Consider the following 24,230-nt stretch of genomic DNA (forward strand, 5'->3'; position numbering starts at 1 on the left):
GCTCGTTACAAACGATATATAGTTATTACTCTTCCTTTTATCCTATTCGACAAAGTAAAGAAAAAACCATTTTTCATCTGTTAACAGCAGGTATTCTTACTGAAATATTTTTTTACAATTTCCTTCATTGACTTTTTACCAATACTAAGTATTACTCACTCTTTTGCTGTCCATACAACAGAATATTTTGACGGAAGAAAAAGTTTGCCTTTTAGTCAAATTTGACTATAATATTCTTTATGGCTTTGTCAGTGCACTTGTGTAAATTGATTTTAAAAAATATATTTATAATTTTTATGCGCTGCACTCAAAACTTAATATAGTTTACTTATTATTAAAGGAGGGTTATCTTTGGAATCTCAATTATCAAAAAAAGACTCCAGCAAGACAAAATTTGTTGTTGCGGGTTTACTACTTGGTATTTTAATGGCTGCAATGGATAATACAATCGTTGCAACAGCAATGGCAACAATCGTTGGAGACCTAGGAGGATTTGACAAGTTCGTTTGGGTCACGTCTGCATATATGGTAGCAACAATGGCAGGGATGCCTATCTTCGGAAAACTTTCTGATATGTATGGACGGAAACGCTTTTATATTGGTGGCCTTATTCTTTTCTTGTTCGGTTCTGCACTTTGCGGAACAGCATCTAGTATTGAGCAACTAAGTATTTATAGAGCAATTCAAGGAATTGGTGGCGGCGCTCTTATGCCTATCGCCTTCACTATTATGTACGACATATTCCCACCAGAAAAGCGCGGAAAAATGACAGGGCTATTCGGTGCTGTTTTCGGAACATCTAGTGTATTCGGCCCTTTATTAGGTGCTTATATTACAGACTATATAAGTTGGCACTGGGTCTTCTATATTAATATTCCATTAGGACTTATTTCCTTCTTCTTCATTACGAAATATTACAGTGAATCTCTAGAATTTAGAAAACAAAAAATTGATTGGGCTGGCGCTATTACACTTGTTATTAGTATCGTTTGCTTAATGTTCGCCTTAGAACTTGGTGGTAAAGAATACGCATGGAATTCCACTGTGATTATCGGCTTATTTACAACAGTTGTTATTATGCTTATTATTTTCTTCTTCGTAGAACGAAAAGCAACCGAGCCTATCATTTCTTTCCATCTATTTAAAAAACCTTTATTCGCAGCTAGCCAAGGTGTTGCCTTTTTCTATGGTGCCGCTTTTATCATCTGTACAGTTTATATCCCAATCTTCGTTCAAGGTGTTCTCGGTGGTTCAGCCTCAAATGCTGGATTAATTTTAACACCTATGATGATTGGCTCTGTAATTGGAAGTCAAACAGGTGGACAGTTAGCTTCTCGAACAAGTTATCGTAACATTATGATGGCATCTGGAGTTTTCTTCGTTCTTGGCATTTATTTACTAAGCACTTTAACAATGGATACACCTCGCCTACTCGTAACACTATTTATGGTTCTCACTGGACTTGGTGTTGGTTTCTCATTCTCAGTTTTAAGTATGTCTTCGATTCACAAATTAGAAATGAGAGATCGTGGTTCTGCTACATCAACAAACTCATTTTTCCGTTCACTCGGTATGACTCTTGGTGTAACAATTTTCGGTACAATTCAAAATCATATTTTTACAGATAAACTAAACACTCTCTTCCCGCCTGAACTAGCAAAATTAGCTCCAAAGGGTGGAGACACAAGTTTCTTATTATCACCAGGTGCTACCGATAAAATACCACCTGAAATATTAACTGGTATTAAAGAAGCTCTAGCTACATCTATTGCCAGTACATTCTTCTGGGCACTGATCCCGGCTGTACTAAGTATTATTTGCATTTTACTTATGGGAAATGAGCGTCTTTTTACAGGACCAAAAACGAAACAAAAACAAAAGCAAGTAAGTTAGTATAGAAAAAAGAAGCGGCATACCCTTTATGAAAAAGGGTATGCCGCTTATAATATATAAAGTAAATCTTTGATCAGTAAGGAACTATTCCCACTGGTTATTATCCCTCACCAATCGGGATAAAGTTTCTATATACAGGAGAAAGAAGCAGTAAACAAAAACATAGACAAAAGTGTGCATATATAGCAAAAAAGTAATTATGAAACAATATAAACCAAAAGAATTTTCAGCAATGCTTAATGTCTCTGTTAAGACATTACAAAGGTGGGACAATCAAGGTGTTTTAACTGCTTACCGAAACCAAAAAGGAAGAAGATATTCTACAGAAGAACAGTATAAGGAATATATGGGTATTCAAGAAGAACTTGTTCAGGATTTAATATCTATCATTCATGTATTTAGCTGTAGAATATATGGGTTGAGAAAATACAAAAAGAAAATGTCGGAGGATGAAGACTTATGAAAAGAGCATATTTAATAGAAATCAAACCGACAACTGAACAAGTTAGTAAAATCCGTCAAACTATTGGGGTGTGTCAATATGTATATAACCTGTATATCTCTAAAAATAAAGAGGCATATGAGTCGGAGGGGAAATTTCTTAGTGGCTATGACTTTTCCAAATGGCTGAACAATATTCATACAAAAGAGTGTGACCAGTGGATTAAAGAAGTGTCGAGCAAAGCGGTAAAACAAGCGATTATGAATGGAGATAAAGCTTTTAAGCGGTTTTTTAAAGGTTTATCTAAGTTTCCACGATATAAAAAAAAGAGAAAGCAAGATGTGAAGTGCTACTTTCCGAAAAACAACAAAACAGATTGGACAGTAGAAAGACATAGAGTCAAAGTTCCTACAATTGGTTGGGTAAGGTTAAAAGAATATGGATATATCCCTAAAAATGCAACTGTAAAAAGTGGCACAGTATATCAAAGAGCAGGAAGATATTTTGTATCTGTACTTTGCGAATTGGAAGAAATGGCAACAAAGTTGGCACTCAATAAAATAGGTCTAGGGATTGATTTAGGAGTGAAGGATTTTGCTACACGTAGCGATGGTATCGTTCATGAAAACATCAACAAAACAATAAAAGTAAAAAAGATAGAAAAACGGTTAAAACGTGAACAACGCTCTTTAGCACGTAAATTTGAAAATCTAAAAAAAAGAGGTGAAAAATCTGTTACTAATAAAAGAGTGAATATAGATAAAAATGTTCTTAGAGTGCAAAAGTTGCATGCTCGATTAGCGAATATTCGAATAGAGTATGTAAAGTCTATTGTAACGAATGTGGTGAAAACCAAGCCAACGTTTATTACAGTGGAAGATTTGAATGTGAAAGGTATGATGAAGAATAAACATTTATCTAAAACAATTGCCAAGCAGTCTTTTTTTGCTTTTAAAACGTGGCTTTTGACGAAATGTGAGGAATATGGAATTGAATTACGTCAAGTAGACCGGTTTTATCCATCGTCAAAGTTATGCTCATGTTGCAGTCAAAAGAAAGCGGATTTAAAGCTATCTGACCGAGTATATACATGTGAATGTGGCAATGTAATGGATAGAGATTTGAACGCAGCGATCAACCTTTTACAAGCAAAAGAATATACAATACTAACGTAAATAGATTGTATATATGTACGGTGGGCTACATCGGAATTTACGCCTGTGGAGTGTCACAGCAAACTGTAGTAGCAAGTGATTAGCGAGGCAGGGCACGTAGAAGCAGGAATACTCTAAGAATATACATTTGTCTATATTTTTAGTAGCAGTTGAGACAGCATGAGCATGAAATTAGTCATTCTCGGTTTGCTACTCGAAGGGGATAAACATCCATATGAAGTGCAACACATAATGAAAGAACGACAAATGGACTGTTATATTAAATATGCAAAAGGATCACTTTACTATGCCTTTGAGCAATTAGAAAAACAAGGGGCAATTCGTGTTACAACTATTGTTCGAGATACAAATAGACCAGATAAAACAATCTTTCATATAACAAAAGAAGGTAAACAATTATTTCACACGTTGCTATTAAAACAATTCGAGGCAAAAAATCAAATATATAAACCAATTTATTCGGCACTCTCTTTCGCTCATTTTGGTGATGATCAAGAGTTAATTCCTATTTTAGAAAAAAAGAAAAATGATACCGTTCAATATTTACATAACATGCAAACTATTTATGACTGTAGCAAAGGAAAAATCCCACGCGCACAACTATATATTTTGCAAAGCGTTATTGAACATATTACAGTTGAATTGCAATGGTTAAACACCCTTCTTGCAGATGCTGTTGCCGGGCGACTTTCAGAAATTGATATAGATGCGGATTAAACTTTCAAAATAGAAACTGTAAAATGACAATATAGTTATTTTATTTCAAAGTCTAAAACAAATATAACCCCATTCTAATTTAGGTTGGGGTTATGCTTGTTTAATTTTCGATATAAGATAAACCAATTATTTAATAACATAACTGGCATCTTATCTATGTATAGGTACCCATTTCTTTATAAATTTAATCGCACTTTATTTCAATTCTCCTCATGTTTCTCCACTCTAAAAAAATCAGAAAAATACAAATAATTAAAATAAAAAACTTTAGAATTTTCTTATTTCAAAACAGTAGACAAAATTCCAAAAATTGTGTTAGAATTTGTTTCAATATCATATCGCTTGTTAAATTCCTTTCAAAAGGAAAATGGGTACACGAACAGTTTGTTTCGTGTTTAAAAGGGAAGCTTGGTGAAACTCCAACACGGTCCCGCCACTGTAAATGCTGAGATTTCTTTTTAATGCCACTGTGAAAACGGGAAGGTGAAAGAAATCATATGAAGCATAAGTCAGGAGACCTGCCTGTTTTAACAACACTGATAGATTCACGGATGATGATGAGGTGTTAAAACAAAAAGGAAGGCTTATTTTCTATGTCTTTATGCTTTTTGTTATAGGTATTTCCTAGTAAACGGAAATGCTTACTTTCAATTGGGGAGGAATTTGAAATGGCAATTCAAACAAGTAACTTAGGTTATCCACGTATCGGACTACAACGAGAGTGGAAAAAAACATTGGAAGCTTTTTGGTCTAATAAAATTGATGAAGAACAATTTTTAACAACAATGAAAGAAATTCGTCTTCAACACGTTAAAGCACAGCAAGAAAAAGGGATTGAACTTATTCCAATTGGCGACTTTACATATTACGATCACGTTTTGGATACTGCTTATATGCTAGGATTTATCCCATCACGTTTTTCTGAGTTTACATCTTACCTTGATGTATATTTCGCAATGGCGCGTGGCTCTAAAGATCACGTAGCTTCCGAAATGACAAAATGGTTTAACACAAACTATCATTATATCGTTCCAGAATATGAAGAGGGATTACAAATCTCTTTAAAAGATAATCGTCCACTTCGCTTATACGAAGAGGCAAAACAAGAATTAGGAGTAGATGGAAAACCTGTTATTTTAGGACCATATACTTTCTTGAAATTAGCTAAAGGCTATACACAAGAACAATTTGCTACTATTTTAAAACAGTTAGTTGCACCCTACGTACAACTGCTTTCAGAACTACATGCAGCTGGTGCACAAATCATTCAAGTTGATGAACCGATTTTCGCTTCTTTAACGAAAGAAGAAGTTCAACAAGCAAAAGAAATTTATGAAGCTATTCGTAAAGAAGTTCCAAATGCGAATCTTCTTTTACAAACATATTTTGATAGTGTAGAAGAAAACTATGAAGAAATTATTACATTCCCAGTATCAAGTATTGGATTAGATTTCGTTCATGGTAAAGAAGGTAATCTACATGCTATTTCAAAATATGGATTCCCAGCTGATAAAACTTTAGCTGTTGGTTGTATAGATGGCCGTAACATTTGGAGAGCCGATCTTGATGAAGTTCTTACGTTATTTACAACGTTACAAAAACAAGTCCAAACGAAAGATTTCATCGTTCAGCCTTCTTGTAGCTTATTGCATACGCCAATCGATAAAACAGAAGAAACTCACTTATCGACTGAGCTATTTGATGCGTTGGCATTTGCAAATCAAAAATTAGAAGAGTTAGTTCTTATTCATTCCGCTCTAACTCAAGGTACAGAAAGCATTCATAATGAGCTAGAAACATATCGAAATGTACATCATACAATTCGTTCATCTGCTGCACGTAACCGAGAAGATGTCAAAGCAGCACGAACAGCACTAAAAGAAGAAGATTTTTCACGTCCTCTTCCATTTGAAAAACGATATGAATTACAACAAGTTGCCCTGAAGTTACCGTTGTTACCAACAACAACTATCGGTAGCTTCCCGCAAACAACTGAAGTTCGCCAAACGCGAAAAGAATGGCGTAACGGTGTTATTTCAAATGAACAATATGAACAATTTATTGAAAAAGAGACAGAAAAATGGATTCGTTACCAAGAAGAAATTGGTCTTGATGTTCTTGTACATGGTGAATTTGAAAGAACTGACATGGTCGAATATTTTGGTGAACGCCTTGCTGGTTTCTCATTCACTAAAAACGGTTGGGTGCAATCATACGGTTCCCGCTGCGTAAAACCACCTGTTATTTATGGTGATGTAGCCTTTATTAACGGAATGACTATTAAGGAAACTGTTTATGCACAAAGCTTAACAGAGAAAGTTGTAAAAGGAATGTTAACTGGACCGGTTACGATTTTAAATTGGTCCTTCGTTCGAAATGACATTCCAAGAAAAGAAGTTTCATATCAAATTGCATTAGCTCTTCGTCATGAAATTGAACTACTTGAATCTTCCGGAATTCGAGTAATTCAAGTCGATGAGCCAGCACTTCGTGAAGGAATGCCACTAAAAGAAAAAGATTGGGACGCTTATATTACATGGGCAGTACAATCCTTCCTTTTAGCAACTTCTTCTGTAGCAAATGAAACACAAATTCATACTCATATGTGTTACAGTAACTTCGAAGATATCGTTGATGCGATTCGCGCATTAGATGCAGATGTGATTTCTATCGAAACATCAAGAAGTCACGGTGAATTTATTGATACATTAAAACATACAACATATGAAAAAGGCATCGGTCTAGGTGTATATGATATTCATAGCCCACGTGTACCAAGTAAAGATGAAATGTATAAAATCGTAGAACAATCTTTAAAAGTATGCGATCCTAAATATTTCTGGATTAATCCTGATTGTGGTTTAAAAACGAGAAGAACAGAAGAAGTTATTCCAGCTTTAGAGCACATGGTGCAAGCGGCAAAAGACGCTCGTTCCTTGCTAAAAACAAACGCATAATAAAAATGGGGTATCCTTTTTGAGGATACCCCATTTTTTATTCTTTACTTTCAAAAAAGAATTCATATTGTATTTTATATAATTCATCATCCGTTGGTTCTTCAAGAGGTGTTGCTTGTAATACAACCGTATACTCACCATTTGGAATAGAGATTTGAAATTTATTTGAAAGAATACTTGTTACAACGATACATTCATTTTCAACTGTAAAAGGAACTGTAACCGTTCTAATCACTTCTTCTTTCTCAATATGTTTCCCTGGGGTCACTTTTACTTCACAAGTATAATCAGAGAGTGCTTCAAAAATAACTGTTCCATCCGCCTTCGCATAACCTCTTTCAAAATCCTCATCCGTCCAGTCAACGTAAGGCTGATCACCGTCATAGTTCATCAACATTAATTGCGAATACGAAATTGTTAACTCCATCGTTCCCTTCTCCTTCATTATGAAATATGCAACTACTACTTTACGTCAAATTTCACACGCGTACCATCTGGGTATTTATCTAACTTATTTCCTACCCAAGAGCCTGCTCCGCGGTTATCGGCTGGACTTATATATTCAATATGTGCTCCTTTTCCGCCTTCTTTACACATCGCCATTGGCCATTCATCACGATCATACCCTTTTTTTGATGGGTATGGAGCTAACGATAATTTTCTTCTATCCGCAGCACCACCACGGTCGATTGTACAAACTTCTGAATGTCCTTCTTTTATAGCATCCGTAATATGTTTCCCTGTCTCTGGATATCGATCTTTCGGAAATTCTAGAACTTGATCATATGCATTTGTTTTTTTAATACTTGTTTCCTCTGGAACAAGCACTTCATACACCGCTACTACAATAGAAAGAATTGCAATAATTGAAATGATAATACCTTTTAATTGTTTCATGTATACCTCCGTGATTCTACCTGTTTCTTTTCCTCAGTTATCACGCATTAACGAGCAGTAAGACCCCCACCTCAAAATTCAGGGAAAGCAAAGAAGTTAGGTGGGGGATTAACTGTCCGTAAAAGCCCGATTGGTGAGGGCTGATGATCAGTGGTGGATGAACAAAACCCCCACTGATTAAAGTTTCACTTTATTATAACAAACTTATCCTGTATATGTTTTCAGACATTATTTTAGCTCTTCTTCGCCATTCCGCCAAAAACTCTCATTTTTCTTCATCTTTTCACTAATGCTGTAGAAAACTAATAACCTTCCGACATTCTTTTTCAAAGGAAGTCCTCATAAAAGATTGAAATGATATATACGATACTTTTTGGGGAGGAAATATCATGGAAGCTACCTATAAAACGAAAGATGTGACGAATAAAACAGGCATCCCAAAACATATAGTCCGCAAATATAGTCAACTGTTAGAGGAACATGGTTATATAATTTCCAAAACAGCTGATGCTCGTATTTATAAACTTGATGATTTAAAACTATTGAAATCTATACATGAAAGAGCTGCTACATTGCAGGAAGATATTTCAGAAACGATACCAATTATTTTAAAAGAAAAAGAGGCCCCACCTGTACCAGTTATACAAGATACGCAAGAAATACAACCGAAAGAAAAAGAAGATGGGCGTAACTTCGAGGAGTTCATGTTAAAACTTGAAATGCTCGCTCAACTAAATGAAGCCATTATTCATCAAAATTCTACCCTTATTACCCAAAATCGTTTAAAAGATGAAAAGCTAGATGAGTTGATGCAACAAGTTTATGTAAAAGAAGGATCTCAGGAAAAAATGCTACAAGAGTTAGTGGATCATGCCGCTCAAACAGATGCTCTGCAAAAAGAAAAGATGGACTTATTAATGAATCATATGTATAAACGAGAATCTAAACAAGAAGAAAAAATGAATAAACTCGTAAATCAAATTTATAATAAAGATAGCAACCGTGATGCACAACTTATGCAAGTAATTCGCGAAATTCAAGAAACAAAAAGATTAGTCGCCGCCTCAAAAGAACAAAGCTTTTTCCAATCATTTAGAAGTTTATTTAGCCGAACAAAACAAGAAAAAACAACTGAATAGCATAATATATTTTTTCTAATATAAAATAAAAAGTTACCTTCTATCGGTAACTTTTATTCCTTATTTCTTACAGCTGGCAATATAATAATCGCTTCAGTTCCTTTCCCACTTTCGCTTTTATATTCCAGCGTACCATTATGCGCTTGTAAAATACTAAATGTTACCATTAGTCCTAATCCTGTCCCTTTTTCTTTTAAAGAATAATACGGTTGTCCGAGCCTTGCTAATTGTTCTTTCGTCATCCCAACACCACTATCTTTAACTCTTATTACAATCGTTTCATCTTTTTGCATCGCCGTTACTTTTAAATATCCTTTATTTCCTTGAATTGCTTCAATACCATTTTTAACAACATTCATAATAGCTTGCTTCAATTTCGTTTTATCACCGATCGTATAAAGACTTTCAGAAATCTCAACTTGCAAATATACACCCTGCATCGCTGCAAATGATGACATAAGAGTTGTCATTTCTATTAATTGAGCGGATAAGCAAATATGTTCTTTTTTCTCAATTTGTGGTCTTGCTAAATTTAAATAATCTGAAATAATTTGTTCTGCCCGGTCCAATTCAGCTAATACGAGACGCATATAATCCTTATTCTTCACATCTTCCGTACTTTCTAGCAATTGAATAAAACCACGAACAACAGTGAGTGGATTTCGAACCTCATGTGCAACACTTGCTGCTAACTCACTTACAATATTAAGTTTCTCTGACTTTTGCATCTCTGTACGTAGTATTGCATTTTCATTTAAATATTCTGTTAAGTACACCTGAAATACCATTGTCATAACCATAATAAGCGAAGCAAATATATATCCGCTATATAAGTGCGAAACATATGGTGTAAATCCCTTTTCTAACAGAACGTTAATCATACCAATCACTAAAGAAACAAGTACGTACAATGATGAAATCATAAATGCTAAAATTAGCTTCTTATCCCTTGAAAATAGAGACCATTTCTTTGATAAAAATAATGGAACTATCAATAGAAATATTACTTCTATGACTGGAAGAAGGTTTATGCCCTTTAGCGCCCATTCATAGATAACAAAAATAACGGCCGGGATTAAACCAACAATCCCACCATATAAAAAACCACTAACAATTGGGATTGGGTGAAAGTTATACCCGCAAACGTCCCCAAAACAAATAGAGTATGTCATAGAGAGAACGAGTGTAATGCTAGATAAAAACATAATAAAGTAGCGGTTCGGCTTCGGAGGCATTTCTTGATAACGATTTAAACGAATCGCTTCGTATAAAAATAGTGGCAAAATAATGATGGCAATTTGGATCATTAAATCACGGATAAGCTCCATAGCCTCTCATCCCCTATATGTATTTTGATATGATTATATCATTTTACAGGTTTGTTTGTTTTAAAATTTTGATTTTTCTTAACATATTTGTTAATTCTTTGTTAACAACACATAATAATTGTTACAGATTTTCGAAATGAATGTAAACCCTGTACCAAATTTCTGCCCGGCAGTATACAATGAATACGGATTACAAAGAAAATAAAAAATACTTCATAAGACGGACAACTATAGCAAAATACAGCATATAATCCATACTATCTATGTTTACAAATAAGTGATCATTATTTTAGTAGGAGGAAGATAAATATGGCGGGTACTACGCTTGTTTTAAAAGAAGAAAATTTGGTCGTTCTAGAAAACGTTGAAAAATCAGTGTACGAAGAGTTACAGCATAAAACAGGAGAAGAAAATTGCACATGTGCTGTGAATGAATCAGTTGTTCACCTTGGCAAAGTATCCTCTGTACTTTGGAATGAAGATGAAATAGATTGGGAATACGGATATTAAAAAGTCGCTTACAGCGGCTTTTTTTCTATTATCCTTCTCTTTCTACATACCATATACGCAAGCGAAATCATAGAAAATATGTTAAAATGAATTTAGTTTTCAAACGGAAGAAAGGGAGATACAATGGAACAATTCATTAACCCTAGAGTGAAGGACATCCAAATTTCTGGAATCCGTCAATTCTCTAATATGATTCAAAACTATGATAATCTTATCTCTTTAACAATTGGACAACCTGATTTTCCTACACCTTCTCTCGTAAAAGAAGCGGCAAAACGGGCTATTACAGAAAATTATACAAGCTATACACATAACGCTGGTTTACTAGAATTACGCAAGGCAGCTTGTAACTTTGTAAAAGATAACTACGATTTACATTATTCACCTGAAAACGAAACCATCGTTACAATCGGTGCTAGTGAAGCAATTGATGTTGCATTTCGAACGATTTTAGAGCCAGGAACAGAAGTCATTTTACCTGCCCCTATTTATCCAGGGTACGAGCCGATTATTCGATTATGCGGTGCAACCCCTGTATTTATAGATGTTCGTGAAACTGGCTTCCGTTTAACAGCCGATGCACTAAAAAATGCCATTACAGAAAAAACAAGATGCGTCGTACTGCCGTATCCTTCTAACCCAACTGGTGTAACTTTATCAAAAGAAGAACTACAGGATATTGTAAATGTTTTAAAAGATAAAAAGATTTTCGTCCTTTCTGATGAAATTTATAGCGAACTTGTATATGAACAAACACATACATCGATTGCTCATTTCCCAGAAATGCGCGAAAAGACTATCGTCATTAACGGTTTATCAAAATCGCATTCGATGACTGGCTGGCGTATCGGTCTATTATTCGCACCAAACTATTTAGCTGGGCATATATTAAAAGTTCATCAATACAACGTAACGTGCGCTACTTCAATCGCTCAATATGCTGCAATTGAAGCATTAACAGCTGCTAAAGATGCACCAAAAATGATGCGTCATCAATACAAAAAACGCCGTGATTACGTATATAATAGACTCATTCAAATGGGCTTAACAGTTGAAAAGCCAACAGGTGCATTTTACTTATTCCCATATGTTGGCCATTTAACATCTTCATCATTTGATTTTGCACTTGATCTTGTGAAAGAAGCTGGACTTGCCGTCGTTCCCGGAACAGCATTCTCTGAATATGGGGAAGGCTACCTTCGCTTGTCCTATGCGTATAGTATTGAAACTTTAAAAGAAGGCTGTGACCGTTTAGAAGCCTTTCTACAAAAAAAAGCTAAGAGTTAAACTCTTAGCTTTTTTTATGCATAATGATCACAAGTTTGACGCTTCAATAATTTATGCGGAATAATGATACACTTTGCAGTAGACTCTGCATTCTCTACTTTATCAACTAAAGCTTTTGCAGCTTCATATCCTAGCTGATATATATTCACATCAACTGTTGAAAGTGGCGGACTCGAAATTTCTGATAATAAAGCATTATTAAAACTTACAATTGAAACATCCTTCGGTACAACGAACCCTTTTTTAGAAAGTGCACTTAGCACACCAAGTCCAATTAGATCATCCGTTGCCATAATTGCTGTTGGTGGTTGCTTCAATCCCATTAATTCCTCCACGGCTTGTTGACCACTTTCTCTTGAGAAATCAAAATGTAAAATATACTCTTTTGGTAATACAATGTCTGCTAATTTTAAAGCATCACTCATACCAGCCAAACGATCTCTCGTTACAAGTAAATCTGATCCACCGCCGATGAACGCGATTTGTTTATGACCTAATGAAATCAAATATTCTGCTACTTCTCTTGCAGCTGTATAATTGTCATTATCTACATATGTAATTTCTTCTTTACGATCATATGGTTTCCCGATTAATACGAACGGGAAATTTTGTTTATGTAAATATTGAATAATCCGATCATTCTCTCTTGAATATAAAAGAATAATGCCACCAATTTGGCGCCCCTGCACCATCTTTACAACACCATTAAAAATTTCATCTTCCGTTTCACCTGTCGACATATAAAGTGCATACCCTTCCACATGTGCAAACGAACTAATCCCTCTTATAACTTCTGGGAAAAACGGATTTTGAAAAGCTTTACTTGCAGAACTTGGCATAACAAGGCCAAGTGTTTTTGTTGTTTGGTTAGCTAGGTTTCTTGCGTTTAAATTAGGATGATACCCTAGTTCACTCATTACTTTCCGAACACGACGCTTTGTTTTTTCACTTATACTTGGATTATCAGCAATTACACGAGAAACGGTAGATGGTGCTACATTCGCCTTCTTCGCCACATCTTTAATTGTAACTGTCATAAAAATCCCCCTCCTTTCACTTCTCTGCCATTTTATATATTTTCATCTTGCACCCGTTGCAAGTAATAGGAGAAGTCATAAACTTTCATTGATTCTATCTTGTAAAACCTATCATATTCTCCCTCTCCATGTATTGTAAGGGATAGAGCTCTTTTTTCCTATACTATAATATACTATTTATTTCACTTCTTTTCATATGGGATGTCAAATCTCTTTTCATCTCCCTATAAACTTATTTATAGGGAGATGAAAAGAAAAATGGGACGTAATGTCCCATTTTTCATCCTTTTGTACCTCCGGCTGTTAAACCGGAAACAAAATATTTTTGTAGTGATAGGAATAAAATTGAAATTGGGATTGCAATCAATACTGAACCCGCTGCAAACGTTGTAAATTCATTACCAAATTTCTTCGCTACCATTTCATATAACCCAACTGCTAACGTATAATTTTCTGGTGTGCGCAAAATAATACTCGCTAAAATGAAATCTGTAAATGGACCGATGAAAGTAAATAACGCTACAACCGCTACGATTGGCTTTGCAAGTGGCATAATGATTTGCCAGAAAATACGGAAATGTCCTGCTCCATCCATTCGAGCTGATTCATCCAACTCTTTCGGAATCGTATCAAAATACCCTTTCATAAGCCATGTATTCATCGGAATGGCTCCGCCTACATAAATTAAAATTAATGCAAGATGTGTATCAAGTAACCCTGTTAACTGAGCTAATATATATAGTGCGATTAACGCTGCAAAGTTTGGGATCATTTGCAAAATTAAAAATGTTAATAAACCATTCTTTCTTCCAACAAAACGATATCTTGAAAATGCATAAGCAGTAAAACTAATGGCTAGTACAGAGAAAATCATCGTCATTACGCTAACTTTCAAAGTATTTTTATACCAAAGTAAGTAATTACTTGAATCGAGATCAAGTAGCTTGCGATAATGATCTAATGTGGCATTTTTCGGAATAATACTTGACCCAGATAAACTATCCCCTGGATTAAACGATGAGCCAATTATCCATAGTAATGGATAGAAAATAATCGCACACATTATGAAGATAACTAAATAACTTAATGAAAGACGTAGCATCTTTTGTCGTTTAATATTCATTTACATCATATCCTCTTCTTGGAATGATTTTGTTCTCTTAAATTGCCATAACGCAACTGTAATAACGATTAACGATAAAATCATTGTAAGAGCTGCTGCTTTTCCGTACTGCGCGGAAGTCATCGTTAACTTATAAATCCATGAAATTAAAATATCTGTTCCACCTGCATTTTGTCCAGACACAGCAGGCCCTCCGTTATTAAATAGATAAATAATACTAAAATTATTAAAATTAAACGTATATTGCGTAATTAATATTGGCGCTGTTGCGTATAACACAAGTGGCAATGTAATTTTGCGGAACTGTTGCCAAGCAGTTGCTCCATCTACTGTAGCCGCTTCATATAATTCTCCTGGAATCGATTGCAGTATACCTGTTGTCATTGCAAAGACGAACGGGAAACCAAGCCACGTTTGAATCATAATTAAAGCAATCTTTGACCAAAACGGGTCTGTCATCCAAGCAATCTTTTCAATCCCGAATAAAGCTAATACTTGGTTATTAATTGCTCCAAATGTTTCATTAAACATACCAGCAAATACAAGAATAGATACGAATGCTGGAACAGCCCACGGTAAAATAAAGATTGTTCGAATAATTGCCTTGCCTTTAATACCAGGCTGATTTACGATAATCGCTAAAAAAATACCAAGTGCAACTTGTAATGTTGTTGCAACGAATGTCCAAATGACAGTCCAAGAAAATACACTTAAAAATGTATCTCTCCACATCGGTAATGTAAAGATATCAATAAAGTTTTTAAAGCCCACCCAATCTACTAATTTAGCTGGAGGAGAATGATATAAATCATAGTTCGTAAATCCAATTAAAATTACGAAGATGATTGGGAATACGACAACAAAGATAAGTAGTAGAAAACCTGGTGAAACCATTAAATAAGGAAAGCCTTGATCTAACAAATTACGGTATTGCTCTTTTACAGAATTTAACGGTGTTCCAATATCACGTTTCTTCCCATTTTGATATGCATCATATAAGTTAAATGCATATATTCCGAGTCCAAACACGATGACAATGAGTGCCAAGATTCCTTCTACTAATAGAAAGACAGAATGATCACGTGGAACTTCTGTACCAAGCGTTACAATGCCCCATAATCCCATATTTAATAAATCAGCAAAGGCTACAATAAATGAACCTGTTAATACTAGAAAAATAAGACCTTTTACAAATTGTTTATTATACATTTGACCCACGCCTGGAATGATTGATAACATGGTTGCCATTTTCCTATGCTTTGAATGGTTTAACCCCTTTGCAGGTTCCATAGATGTTTGCATGTTCCTTCCCCCTTTTTTCTTCCCACATGGAAGGGAGAGAATTCGTGCCCCTCATATTAGAGGCACGAATTTCACCTTATTTTTTCTTACTATGATTTGCCTCAATATTACCTTTAATTTGTTTCACTGCACTATCAAGTGCGGATTTTGGTGCTTCTTTATCTGATACAACTAATTGAAGCGCATCTCCAGCTGGTTTCCAAACTTCTTGCATTTCCGGAATGTTTGGCATTGGAATTCCATTTTCAGATTGCGTTGCAACTGCTTTTGCAGCTTCGTTATCTTTAATAATTGGATCTTCCATTACTGATTTTACTGGAGGAATTTCTTTTGTTTTCTCAAATCGAATTTTTGCGTTTTCTTCATTCGTTACCCACTCAGTGAACTTTGTAGCTAAATCATTTTGTTTAGAGAAACTTGTTACATGCCATCCTTTAACTCCAACAAACGTTTTCATTGGTTGACCATTTGGTAATTTCGGCATTGGAGCAACGCCATAATCTATTCCAGCCTTTTCCATCGCTTGGAATGCCCATGGACCATTCATAATAGATGCTGCTTTTCCTTCATTAAATAATCCATCTGCAGCTGAACCACCAGATTCACCGATAATACCTTTCGGGAATAACTTTTCTTTGTACCATTTTTGAATGTATTCAGCACCTTGTACTGCACCGCTATTATTTAATCCAATATCATTTGCATTTGGCTTTCCATCTTTTTCACCAAATACATAACCACCCATACCTGCCATAAATGCATTAGCGAAGTAGAAATTATCTCCTAGTGCTAAAAATCCGTATTTTCCATCTTTCGTAAAGTCTTTTGAGAAGTTAAACAGTTCATCCATCGTTTCAGGTGCTTTTTGCATCAATTTTTTATTATAAATAAAGATTGGTGTTTCAATCGCTTTTGGTAAACCGTATATTTTTCCGTTATATGTTTGTGCTTCTATTGATAAATCTGTAAATTTACTTTTTACTGTATCATCTACTTTCACTTCTGAAAGTAGTCCTTCTGTTACCGCATTACCAATATGATCATGTGGTAATGTTACAACATCTGGTCCTGTGCCAGCTGGACCATCGAGACGAAGTTTTTCTATTTGTTTCGTCATCTGAACCTCTTCAACTTTTACTTTCACATTATATTTCTTTTCAAAACTTTTCACCGCTTGCTCTAGACCAACACCTTTTTTCTCATCTTCCCAAACGAGAAGATCGTAATCTTTCTTCGCTTTACTTTCTTCTTTTTTCCCTGAATCTTTCGGTCCACATGCAGATAACATACCAATTGATAATGCTGAAACCGTTAATAATGATAATGCTTTCTTCATCCCAAAAACCTCCCTGAATTGTATATGTACCCTACTATTTGAAAACGTTTGCATTGAATAGTTTAATAGAAGCGCAAACAATATCTCAATCTATGAAAACGTTTGCGCTATTTGTCTATCATTATACATTCTTTTATTCATTTTGCAAATATTAATTTTAAAAATATTATTACTATACTCTTTGTACATTGACTTTATACGAAATGAATACTACTCTTATAAGCAATATTAAAGCTATGCAAAAGGCAATCGTTTGCAACATATGCTTTATTATTATACTTAAGGGAACAATATGCATAGAGATAGTAAAGGGGGATTTTTTATATGCTTAAAGACGCCATCTATCATAGGCCAAAAGATAATTACGCATACGCTTACGATGAAAAAACGATTCATATCCGAATACGTACGAAAAGAGACGATGTTCAAAGCACCAATCTTATTTATGGTGATCCTTATGAATGGACAGACGGGAAGTGGATTTCTTCAAGTGCACCGATGAAAAAAACTGGTTCTACTGCATTGTTTGATTATTGGTCCATTTCCATCGAGCCAAAATTTAAGCGCTTACGTTATGGATTTGAATTAAAAGCAGAGACAGAAACGCTTATTTATGCAGAACGCGGATTTTTTTCCAGCATTCCAAATGATGACGTTGGTAAATTTTTCTGTTTTCCATTTATTCATGCAAATGATGTATTCAAAGCACCTTCCTGGATTAAAGATACTGTTTGGTATCAAATTTTCCCAGAACGGTTCGCTAATGGAGATCATACGTTGAATCCAGAAAACACCCTTCCTTGGGGAAGCGCTGAACCAACTCCAACTAATTTTTTCGGCGGAGATTTTGCTGGTATTATGCAAAACCTCGATTACCTTGTTAAACTTGGAATTTCGGGAATATATTTCACACCTATTTTCAAAGCACATTCAAACCATAAATATGACACAATTGACTACATGGAAATCGATCCGCAATTTGGCACAAAAGAAACATTCAAAGAACTCGTTCAAGCATGTCATACACATGGTATAAAAGTAATGCTCGATGCCGTATTCAATCACAGTGGATACTTTTTCGATAAATTTCAAGACGTACTAGAAAATGGTGAACAGTCAGCATATAAAGAATGGTTTCATATTCATGAGTTCCCTATTAGAACTGAGCCACTTCCGAATTATGATACTTTCGCGTTTACACCGTATATGCCAAAATTAAACACTGCACACCCGGATGTAAAAGAATACTTACTTGAAGTAGGGCGTTATTGGGTAAAAGAATTCAATATAGACGGGTGGCGCCTTGATGTAGCAAATGAAGTCGACCATAACTTTTGGAGAGAATTCCGAAATGAGATAAAAGCATTAAATTCTGAAGTATATATTTTAGGAGAAATTTGGCACGATGCACTTCCATGGTTACAAGGAGATCAATTTGATGCTGTAATGAGCTATCCTGTTACAAACGCTCTACTGTCTTACTTTGCTAACAATTCCATTAAGGCAAATGAATTTATGAAACAAATTATAGAATCTCTACATTCCTACTCTATGAATGTAAATGAAGCAGCATTTCATTTATTAGACAGCCATGATACACCAAGAATATTGACAACATGTAACGGAGATAAAAATAAGTTAAAGTTACTTTATGTATTCCACCTTTCTTTCATCGGCTCTCCTTGTATTTATTATGGAGACGAAATTGGTATGGATGGCGGTATGGACCCTGATTGTCGCAAATGTATGGTTTGGGATACGAAAGAACAAGATCATCTATTATTTACACATGTACAAACATTAATTTCGTTACGAAAGCAATATAAAGCATTTGGAGGACATGGTACTTTCCAATTCATTGAAGCAAATGATGAACATAATTATATTTCTTATACAAAAACATATAAAGATGAAACTATCTTTTTCGTTTTAAATCCGACTAATAGTGATATTACAGCTTCACTGCCTCTCCATGTTACTGGAAAGAAAATCATTAATATTTATACAAACGAAGAATTTTCAGCGGAAGCAAGTGTATTACAAGTCACACTTCCTCCATATGGATTCTCCATATTAAAATGGTAATCAAAAAAATCCTTATACCAAAGTGGTATAAGGATTTTTCTTATTTCAATTTGAACACCATTGCTTCATACGGACGTAATGGTATGTTTTCTATCGGTCCATTCTCTACTTCGTAATTGTGTATGAATAACTCTGCTTCACTATAACTAATGTCCTCAGGCAATTCAAATACACATTCTTCTGCAGTAAAGTTTGCAATAACAAGAAGTTTTTCTTCCCCATATGTTCTTACGTATGCAAAAATAGATGGATTATTCTCCAATATTAAATCATATGATCCATACACAACTATTTCATTATTTTTGCGTAACTCAATTAATTTTTTATAATAATAAAAAATTGAATCTTTATTTTGGATCGCTTGTTTCACATTAATTTCTTTGTAATTAGGGTTTACCGTAATCCAAGGTTCACCTGTTGTAAATCCAGCGTGATTCTGATCATCCCACTGCATCGGAGTTCTAGCATTATCACGACCCTTTATATAAATAGATTCCATTACTTTTTCTATATCTTCACCACGGTCTATCACTTTTTCTTTATACATATTTAACGTTTCAATATCTCGATATTCATCAATCGACTCAAATCGGACGTTTGTCATTCCAATTTCTTCTCCTTGATAAATATACGGCGTTCCTTTCATCATATGAAGCACCGTCGCTAACATTTTCGCAGATTCAATGCGATACATTCCATCATTACCAAAACGAGATACAACGCGAGGCTGATCATGGTTATTCCAATACAGACTATTCCAGCCTGTATGTTCTAATGCTTTTTGCCACTTCGTTAAATTCTCTTTTAAAGTAAGGAGTGAACATGGTTTTACATCCCATTTTCCGCCTTCTCCTGAGTCTAAATCCATATGTTCAAATTGGAATACCATCTGCAGTTCTTTTCGTTCTTCCCCGGTATACAATTTCGCTTCTTCTGTCGTTACACCAGGCATTTCACCAACCGTCATAATATCATAATGAGACAATACTTCTTCATTCATTTCATGTAAATATTTATGAATGTTTGGACCGTTCATAAAATGCTTATGACCTGAAACATACCCCTCTTCTTCTGTTTCAACAGCTGGTAATCCCTCTTCTTTAGAAATAAAATTAATAACATCCATACGGAAGCCATCAATTCCTTTTTCTAACCAAAACTTCATCATTTCATAAACATCTTGCCTTACCTTTTCATTATCCCAATTTAAATCTGGCTGTTTTTTAGAAAACAAATGTAAATAATATTCATCTGTCATTTCATCATACTGCCATGCTGATCCACTAAACGCTGCTCCCCAGTTATTCGGCTCTTTTCCTTCTTTTCCAGGGCGCCATATATAGTAATCTCTATATTTATTATCTTTTGATTTACGTGATTCAATAAACCAATTATGTTCATCAGAAGTATGATTAACAACTAAGTCCATCATAAGTTTCATATTACGTTCATGCATTTCATGTAATAGCTCATCCCAATCTTCCATTGTTCCGAACTCATTCATAATTTTACAATAATCACTTATATCATAACCATTATCATCATTTGGAGATTCATAGACTGGTGATAACCAAATTACATCAATCCCTAATTCTTTTAAGTAATCTAACTTTGAAATAATACCGCGAAGATCCCCGATACCATCACCGTTGCTATCCATAAAGCTACGAGGATAAATTTGATATACTACACTTTCTTTCCACCACTGTTTTTCCATTATGCTACCCCATTTCATTCATAATTCGATTTTCTCTTTTTAAGGCGCAAACGTTTTCATTAATGAATGATAACAGATTCTATCTTAATTTAAAATAGCGCTTACAACTTTTATTCTTATTTTTCTAAGAAAACATACGAAATTTACTAATATCCTTCCAATTTATGAAAACGTTTTATTTTTTTGTTTATTTTTTGAATCTATTCGTTTATAATGAACTCAAAGAAAACGTTTGCATAATTATTTCTAGGGGGAAATACCATGGCAGAACTGAAATTAGAAAACATTTATAAAATATATGATAATAACGTAACAGCTGTAACAGACTTCAATTTACACATTCAAGATAAAGAATTTATCGTATTTGTCGGTCCTTCTGGATGCGGAAAATCTACAACATTACGAATGGTGGCTGGACTTGAAGACATTTCAAAAGGAGAGTTTTCAATTGATGGTAAGCTAATGAATGATGTCCCTCCAAAAGATCGCGATATCGCAATGGTCTTCCAAAACTATGCTCTATATCCACATATGAGTGTATATGATAATATGGCATTTGGATTAAAACTTAGAAAAATACCAAAAGATGAAATTGATCGTCGTGTGAAAGATGCAGCAAAAATTTTAGGACTGGAACAATATTTAGATAGAAAACCGAAAGCATTATCTGGTGGACAACGTCAACGTGTTGCGTTAGGGAGAGCAATCGTTCGAGACGCGAAAGTGTTCTTAATGGATGAGCCATTATCTAACTTAGACGCTAAATTACGTGTTGCAATGCGCTCAGAAATTTCTAAGTTACACCACCGCCTTGGAACGACAACAATTTATGTAACGCATGATCAAACTGAAGCGATGACAATGGCTTCTCGTCTTGTTGTTATGAAAGACGGAAAAATTCAACAAATCGGTACTCCAAAAGAAGTATACGAAACACCTGAAAACATTTTTGTTGGTGGATTTATCGGCTCTCCAGCGATGAATTTCTTCCGTGGTAAATTAACTGAAACCGATTTCGTTATAGACAATGCTGCAAAAATTAAAGTAACTGAAGGAAAAATGAAGATATTACGTGAACAAGGCTATGTAAATAAAGACATTGTTTTAGGTATTCGTCCTGAGGACATTCATGATGAACTATTATTTTTAGAAGCTTCACAATCTACTGCCTTCACAACAAAAATTGAAGTTGCTGAGTTATTAGGTGCTGAATCTATTTTATATACGAAACTTGGAAATCAAGATTTTGCAGCACGTGTTGATGCAAGACATACATTTTCACCTGGTGACCAAATTAAACTAGCATTTGATATGAATAAAGCGCATTTCTTTGATAGTCAAAACGAACAACGCATTCGTTAAAAAATAATTTTCATACAAAAAAACCGTCCACATATATTGAGGGCGGTTTTCACTATTATACGAGGGCTTCTACTGTATGAAATGATTGTCCTTTCGTGCTAATAATACCGAAAATCGGTAAGTCACTTAGCACCACTTCTTCTTGCTGTTTCATAAAAGATGACGTTAATTGTTTTATCTCTATCCATACGTCATTAATACAAAGTACATTGGAATCGTTCTCTTGTTGGCGTGAAAATATAGAATCTATTTTATATAAACCAGCATTTTGAAAAAGCATATCAATGCGACTGAATGCATTCAAAGTAATGCTGATTACGCGTTGCCAATCTCCTTGTTTTTCCATATCATAGGATACAAAAAGTGCTTCTCCGCCTAGATTCGTAATTTCCTCCACTGTTGCTTGTCCACTTTCTTGATCGATGTCCGTCACAATTACTTTTGCGCCTTGTTTAGCCAACAAAAGAGCTGTATTACGTCCAATACCGATGCCACCGCCATTTACGATAGCAACTTTTCCTGCAAGCTTCATTTTCATTACCCCTTCTATAAGTCTTACCGTCATTCAGTATACTCCTTTATGAGATTAGTCTGCAAGCAAGAAAAGTTGCTTATTCATTTGTAAGCGGTTACTTTTTTACTCCTTCTTTTTTCTTACTATTACGCTGATCGAAAACTAAACCGATGAAAATTAAAATCCCCCAAAAGATTACGCTACCTCCAGTCATTTCAATTTCCCCCTTATTATATAAACATATTATTTTAATCATTATAACATTTTCTTAATTTTCAATCTATTTAATTCAAAAATGATATAGATTAACTTTTTCCCTATTATATATCCATTAAAATATATTTGTATAACAAAAAGAGACCTTTTTATATAAAAAGGTCTCTTTTTGTTATACAAGACTTATCACTTTCGTTTTTGTAATTAAATCCTGAAAACCACAATTATCTTTGCGGAATAACATCATATATACGTTACATAATATCGGAATTCCAAGCAGTAATATGTTCGGTAATAACAATACAAAAAATCGAATCGTTAATGTTTGTAATGTTAACTTTTCACTCTTCAATGAAATTAATTTTATTCTCGTTACCTTTTTACCAAGTGTTACACCGTTCCAAATAAAGGGTAGCAAAATAAAATATATCGCCATTAATATAAAAACTACTGCAAGATCATATCTATAATCGCCAAAACTAATATTAAAGCGATTAAAAATAGCACTATAATTTCCAGTCATAACAGCTACTACTGCACCATACATAACCGAGATTAAAAACATGTCAATTAGGGAGGCACCTATGCGATTCATTACAAGCGCTGGACGATGCATCTTTAACTTCATTTTTATGTCGACTCCTTCATATCCTTCTTTACCCGTCTCATCGTACCACTTCTAAAAAACATTGTAAACTAGCGTTTCTCTTACTTTTCTTGTACAATGTGTTACAACAGCATTGTAAAGGAGGTTCCCATATTGAAAAAATGGATAATCCTATTCGTCGCATTCCTATTAGCCGGTTGTGCTGGAAATACAAATCATATAACATATACGATTAACGATGAATACGAGCTCATACGTACTTCTGGAAATGCATTTGAACTTTTCCCCACGCAAGATGCTGTATATGCCACACAATACATTCCTGCAAAAATTACAGACATAGCCTGGGATGATAAATACATTATTGCAAAACAAACTGAGGAAAAGTCAGATCCGAATAATCCTGACGCAGCAATTGCAAATAAAAAAAGCGAGCATTATTGGATTATTGACGTAAAGCATAATAAACGTTTTGGCCCCTATAATGAAAAGCAATTTAATGAACAAAAAGATGCGTTTAAAATTAAGGTGCCTTTTCAAAGTGTAGATTCATACATAGAGGAACAGAAAAAACAGTCAGCATAAT

21 protein-coding genes, 2 pseudogenes and 1 riboswitch are annotated in these 24,230 nt (G+C 34.6%); of the genes and pseudogenes, 12 read left to right on the forward strand and 11 right to left on the reverse strand.

Going from position 1 to position 24,230, the window contains the following annotated elements; all coding sequences use genetic code 11:
• The first annotated feature begins 351 nt into the window (after window positions 1-351).
• The 6 genes and pseudogenes from MR079_RS11465 (at window position 352) to metE (ending at window position 7,184) form a co-directional block, all read left to right on the forward strand.
• Complete coding sequence (locus MR079_RS11465; RefSeq protein WP_242293998.1) at window positions 352-1,893, forward strand: MDR family MFS transporter; 1,542 nt, start codon at window positions 352-354, stop codon at window positions 1,891-1,893.
• A gap of 199 nt (window positions 1,894-2,092) precedes the next feature.
• A pseudogene (locus MR079_RS29545) lies at window positions 2,093-2,218 on the forward strand (MerR family DNA-binding transcriptional regulator); the annotation flags it as partial.
• 15 nt (window positions 2,219-2,233) lie between these two features.
• A pseudogene (locus tag MR079_RS29550) lies at window positions 2,234-2,356 on the forward strand (RNA-guided endonuclease TnpB family protein); the annotation flags it as partial.
• Window positions 2,353-3,510, forward strand: coding sequence for an RNA-guided endonuclease InsQ/TnpB family protein (locus tag MR079_RS11475; protein ID WP_242294000.1), 1,158 nt, complete (start codon window positions 2,353-2,355; stop codon window positions 3,508-3,510). The pseudogene MR079_RS29550 and the gene MR079_RS11475, both read left to right, overlap by 4 nt.
• 159 nt (window positions 3,511-3,669) lie before the next feature.
• Entirely contained in the window at window positions 3,670-4,227 is a 558-nt protein-coding gene (locus tag MR079_RS11480) for a PadR family transcriptional regulator (protein WP_139866858.1), read from the forward strand.
• 352 nt (window positions 4,228-4,579) lie between these two features.
• Window positions 4,580-4,767, forward strand: a riboswitch (cobalamin riboswitch).
• A gap of 128 nt (window positions 4,768-4,895) precedes the next feature.
• Window positions 4,896-7,184, forward strand: coding sequence for a 5-methyltetrahydropteroyltriglutamate--homocysteine S-methyltransferase (gene metE, locus MR079_RS11485; RefSeq protein ID WP_139866856.1), 2,289 nt, complete (start codon window positions 4,896-4,898; stop codon window positions 7,182-7,184).
• A 37-nt stretch (window positions 7,185-7,221) separates the two neighbouring features.
• Here the strand turns inward: metE and comJ are convergent, their stop codons facing one another.
• Window positions 7,222-7,611 carry a competence protein ComJ gene (comJ, locus tag MR079_RS11490; RefSeq protein ID WP_242294001.1) on the reverse strand — a complete coding sequence of 130 codons (390 nt, stop codon included), beginning with the start codon at window positions 7,609-7,611 and terminating at the stop codon, window positions 7,222-7,224.
• A 35-nt stretch (window positions 7,612-7,646) separates the two neighbouring features.
• Entirely contained in the window at window positions 7,647-8,081 is a 435-nt protein-coding gene (gene nucA, locus MR079_RS11495) for a DNA-entry nuclease (RefSeq protein ID WP_000811499.1), read from the reverse strand.
• A gap of 389 nt (window positions 8,082-8,470) precedes the next feature.
• Between nucA and MR079_RS11500 the strand changes: the two genes are divergently transcribed.
• Window positions 8,471-9,220 carry a DUF3967 domain-containing protein gene (locus tag MR079_RS11500; protein ID WP_000388461.1) on the forward strand — a complete coding sequence of 250 codons (750 nt, stop codon included), beginning with the start codon at window positions 8,471-8,473 and terminating at the stop codon, window positions 9,218-9,220.
• A gap of 53 nt (window positions 9,221-9,273) precedes the next feature.
• Here the strand turns inward: MR079_RS11500 and kinB are convergent, their stop codons facing one another.
• Complete coding sequence (gene kinB / locus MR079_RS11505; RefSeq protein WP_139866854.1) at window positions 9,274-10,548, reverse strand: sporulation sensor histidine kinase KinB; 1,275 nt, start codon at window positions 10,546-10,548, stop codon at window positions 9,274-9,276.
• Between the two features lie 309 nt (window positions 10,549-10,857).
• Between kinB and MR079_RS11510 the strand changes: the two genes are divergently transcribed.
• Together MR079_RS11510 and MR079_RS11515 are read left to right on the forward strand one after the other, a co-directional pair.
• Window positions 10,858-11,058, forward strand: coding sequence for a hypothetical protein (locus tag MR079_RS11510; RefSeq protein ID WP_000929285.1), 201 nt, complete (start codon window positions 10,858-10,860; stop codon window positions 11,056-11,058).
• 123 nt (window positions 11,059-11,181) lie between these two features.
• Complete coding sequence (locus MR079_RS11515) at window positions 11,182-12,345, forward strand: aminotransferase A (protein WP_062821082.1); 1,164 nt, start codon at window positions 11,182-11,184, stop codon at window positions 12,343-12,345.
• Between the two features lie 14 nt (window positions 12,346-12,359).
• On the opposite strand, the gene malR is transcribed toward MR079_RS11515, so the two are convergent.
• The 4 genes from malR to MR079_RS11535 all read right to left on the reverse strand — a co-directional run bounded on the left by malR (window position 12,360) and on the right by MR079_RS11535 (window position 17,143).
• Entirely contained in the window at window positions 12,360-13,382 is a 1,023-nt protein-coding gene (gene malR, locus MR079_RS11520) for a maltose operon transcriptional repressor MalR (protein ID WP_048550592.1), read from the reverse strand.
• Window positions 13,383-13,662: 280 nt separating this feature from the next.
• Window positions 13,663-14,505, reverse strand: a complete 843-nt coding sequence (gene malD, locus MR079_RS11525) for a maltosaccharide ABC transporter permease MalD (protein WP_001022600.1) — start codon at window positions 14,503-14,505, stop codon at window positions 13,663-13,665.
• Window positions 14,506-15,807: a maltosaccharide ABC transporter permease MalC gene (gene malC / locus MR079_RS11530; protein ID WP_062821085.1), complete on the reverse strand. Its 1,302-nt coding sequence runs from the start codon at window positions 15,805-15,807 to the stop codon at window positions 14,506-14,508.
• Window positions 15,808-15,883: 76 nt separating this feature from the next.
• The gene (locus tag MR079_RS11535; RefSeq protein WP_062821086.1) at window positions 15,884-17,143 is read right to left on the reverse strand and encodes an extracellular solute-binding protein; all 1,260 of its coding nucleotides are present in this window, start codon (window positions 17,141-17,143) and stop codon (window positions 15,884-15,886) included.
• A gap of 324 nt (window positions 17,144-17,467) precedes the next feature.
• On the opposite strand from MR079_RS11535, the gene MR079_RS11540 reads away from it, so the two are divergent.
• Window positions 17,468-19,228 carry an alpha-glycosidase gene (locus tag MR079_RS11540; protein ID WP_139866853.1) on the forward strand — a complete coding sequence of 587 codons (1,761 nt, stop codon included), beginning with the start codon at window positions 17,468-17,470 and terminating at the stop codon, window positions 19,226-19,228.
• Window positions 19,229-19,268: 40 nt separating this feature from the next.
• Here the strand turns inward: MR079_RS11540 and malL are convergent, their stop codons facing one another.
• Window positions 19,269-20,945 (reverse strand): oligo-1,6-glucosidase, encoded by a 1,677-nt coding sequence (malL, locus tag MR079_RS11545; protein ID WP_139866851.1) that lies wholly within the window; start codon window positions 20,943-20,945, stop codon window positions 19,269-19,271.
• A gap of 261 nt (window positions 20,946-21,206) precedes the next feature.
• Here malL and MR079_RS11550 point away from each other — a divergent pair, with 261 nt between their 5' ends.
• Window positions 21,207-22,307, forward strand: a complete 1,101-nt coding sequence (locus MR079_RS11550; protein WP_139866849.1) for an ABC transporter ATP-binding protein — start codon at window positions 21,207-21,209, stop codon at window positions 22,305-22,307.
• A gap of 55 nt (window positions 22,308-22,362) precedes the next feature.
• Here MR079_RS11550 and MR079_RS11555 read toward each other — a convergent pair whose 3' ends face one another.
• The 3 genes from MR079_RS11555 to MR079_RS11565 form a co-directional block, all read right to left on the reverse strand.
• A complete protein-coding gene (locus tag MR079_RS11555) occupies window positions 22,363-22,872 on the reverse strand; it encodes an SDR family NAD(P)-dependent oxidoreductase (RefSeq protein ID WP_139866847.1) in 510 nt (169 codons plus the stop codon).
• A gap of 64 nt (window positions 22,873-22,936) precedes the next feature.
• Complete coding sequence (locus tag MR079_RS11560; RefSeq protein ID WP_000145657.1) at window positions 22,937-23,035, reverse strand: hypothetical protein; 99 nt, start codon at window positions 23,033-23,035, stop codon at window positions 22,937-22,939.
• Window positions 23,036-23,209: 174 nt separating this feature from the next.
• Window positions 23,210-23,665: an RDD family protein gene (locus tag MR079_RS11565; protein WP_000769088.1), complete on the reverse strand. Its 456-nt coding sequence runs from the start codon at window positions 23,663-23,665 to the stop codon at window positions 23,210-23,212.
• Window positions 23,666-23,797: 132 nt separating this feature from the next.
• On the opposite strand from MR079_RS11565, the gene MR079_RS11570 reads away from it, so the two are divergent.
• The gene (locus MR079_RS11570) at window positions 23,798-24,229 is read left to right on the forward strand and encodes a DUF3997 domain-containing protein (RefSeq protein WP_139866845.1); all 432 of its coding nucleotides are present in this window, start codon (window positions 23,798-23,800) and stop codon (window positions 24,227-24,229) included.
• Window position 24,230 lies beyond the last annotated feature (1 nt).

The organism is Bacillus cereus group sp. BfR-BA-01381 (genome assembly GCF_022663555.1).
GTDB classification, from domain to species: Bacteria; Bacillota; Bacilli; order Bacillales; family Bacillaceae_G; genus Bacillus_A; species Bacillus_A pacificus.

What these genes read in the sequence shown, in the direction of transcription:
- MR079_RS11475 (WP_242294000.1), top strand. Translation starts at nt 2,353, where the DNA reads ATGAAAAGAGCATATTTAATAGAAATCAAACCGACAACTGAACAAGTT.
- MR079_RS11515 (WP_062821082.1), top strand. Translation starts at nt 11,182, where the DNA reads ATGGAACAATTCATTAACCCTAGAGTGAAGGACATCCAAATTTCTGGA.
- MR079_RS11555 (WP_139866847.1), bottom strand. Translation starts at nt 22,872, where the DNA reads ATGACGGTAAGACTTATAGAAGGGGTAATGAAAATGAAGCTTGCAGGA.
- MR079_RS11560 (WP_000145657.1), bottom strand. Translation starts at nt 23,035, where the DNA reads ATGACTGGAGGTAGCGTAATCTTTTGGGGGATTTTAATTTTCATCGGT.
- metE (WP_139866856.1), top strand. Translation starts at nt 4,896, where the DNA reads ATGGCAATTCAAACAAGTAACTTAGGTTATCCACGTATCGGACTACAA.
- comJ (WP_242294001.1), bottom strand. Translation starts at nt 7,611, where the DNA reads ATGGAGTTAACAATTTCGTATTCGCAATTAATGTTGATGAACTATGAC.
- MR079_RS11500 (WP_000388461.1), top strand. Translation starts at nt 8,471, where the DNA reads ATGGAAGCTACCTATAAAACGAAAGATGTGACGAATAAAACAGGCATC.
- MR079_RS11565 (WP_000769088.1), bottom strand. Translation starts at nt 23,665, where the DNA reads ATGAAGTTAAAGATGCATCGTCCAGCGCTTGTAATGAATCGCATAGGT.
- malL (WP_139866851.1), bottom strand. Translation starts at nt 20,945, where the DNA reads ATGGAAAAACAGTGGTGGAAAGAAAGTGTAGTATATCAAATTTATCCT.
- MR079_RS11550 (WP_139866849.1), top strand. Translation starts at nt 21,207, where the DNA reads ATGGCAGAACTGAAATTAGAAAACATTTATAAAATATATGATAATAAC.
- malC (WP_062821085.1), bottom strand. Translation starts at nt 15,807, where the DNA reads ATGCAAACATCTATGGAACCTGCAAAGGGGTTAAACCATTCAAAGCAT.
- malD (WP_001022600.1), bottom strand. Translation starts at nt 14,505, where the DNA reads ATGAATATTAAACGACAAAAGATGCTACGTCTTTCATTAAGTTATTTA.
- MR079_RS11510 (WP_000929285.1), top strand. Translation starts at nt 10,858, where the DNA reads ATGGCGGGTACTACGCTTGTTTTAAAAGAAGAAAATTTGGTCGTTCTA.
- kinB (WP_139866854.1), bottom strand. Translation starts at nt 10,548, where the DNA reads ATGGAGCTTATCCGTGATTTAATGATCCAAATTGCCATCATTATTTTG.
- MR079_RS11540 (WP_139866853.1), top strand. Translation starts at nt 17,468, where the DNA reads ATGCTTAAAGACGCCATCTATCATAGGCCAAAAGATAATTACGCATAC.
- MR079_RS11535 (WP_062821086.1), bottom strand. Translation starts at nt 17,143, where the DNA reads ATGAAGAAAGCATTATCATTATTAACGGTTTCAGCATTATCAATTGGT.
- malR (WP_048550592.1), bottom strand. Translation starts at nt 13,382, where the DNA reads ATGACAGTTACAATTAAAGATGTGGCGAAGAAGGCGAATGTAGCACCA.
- MR079_RS11480 (WP_139866858.1), top strand. Translation starts at nt 3,670, where the DNA reads ATGAGCATGAAATTAGTCATTCTCGGTTTGCTACTCGAAGGGGATAAA.
- nucA (WP_000811499.1), bottom strand. Translation starts at nt 8,081, where the DNA reads ATGAAACAATTAAAAGGTATTATCATTTCAATTATTGCAATTCTTTCT.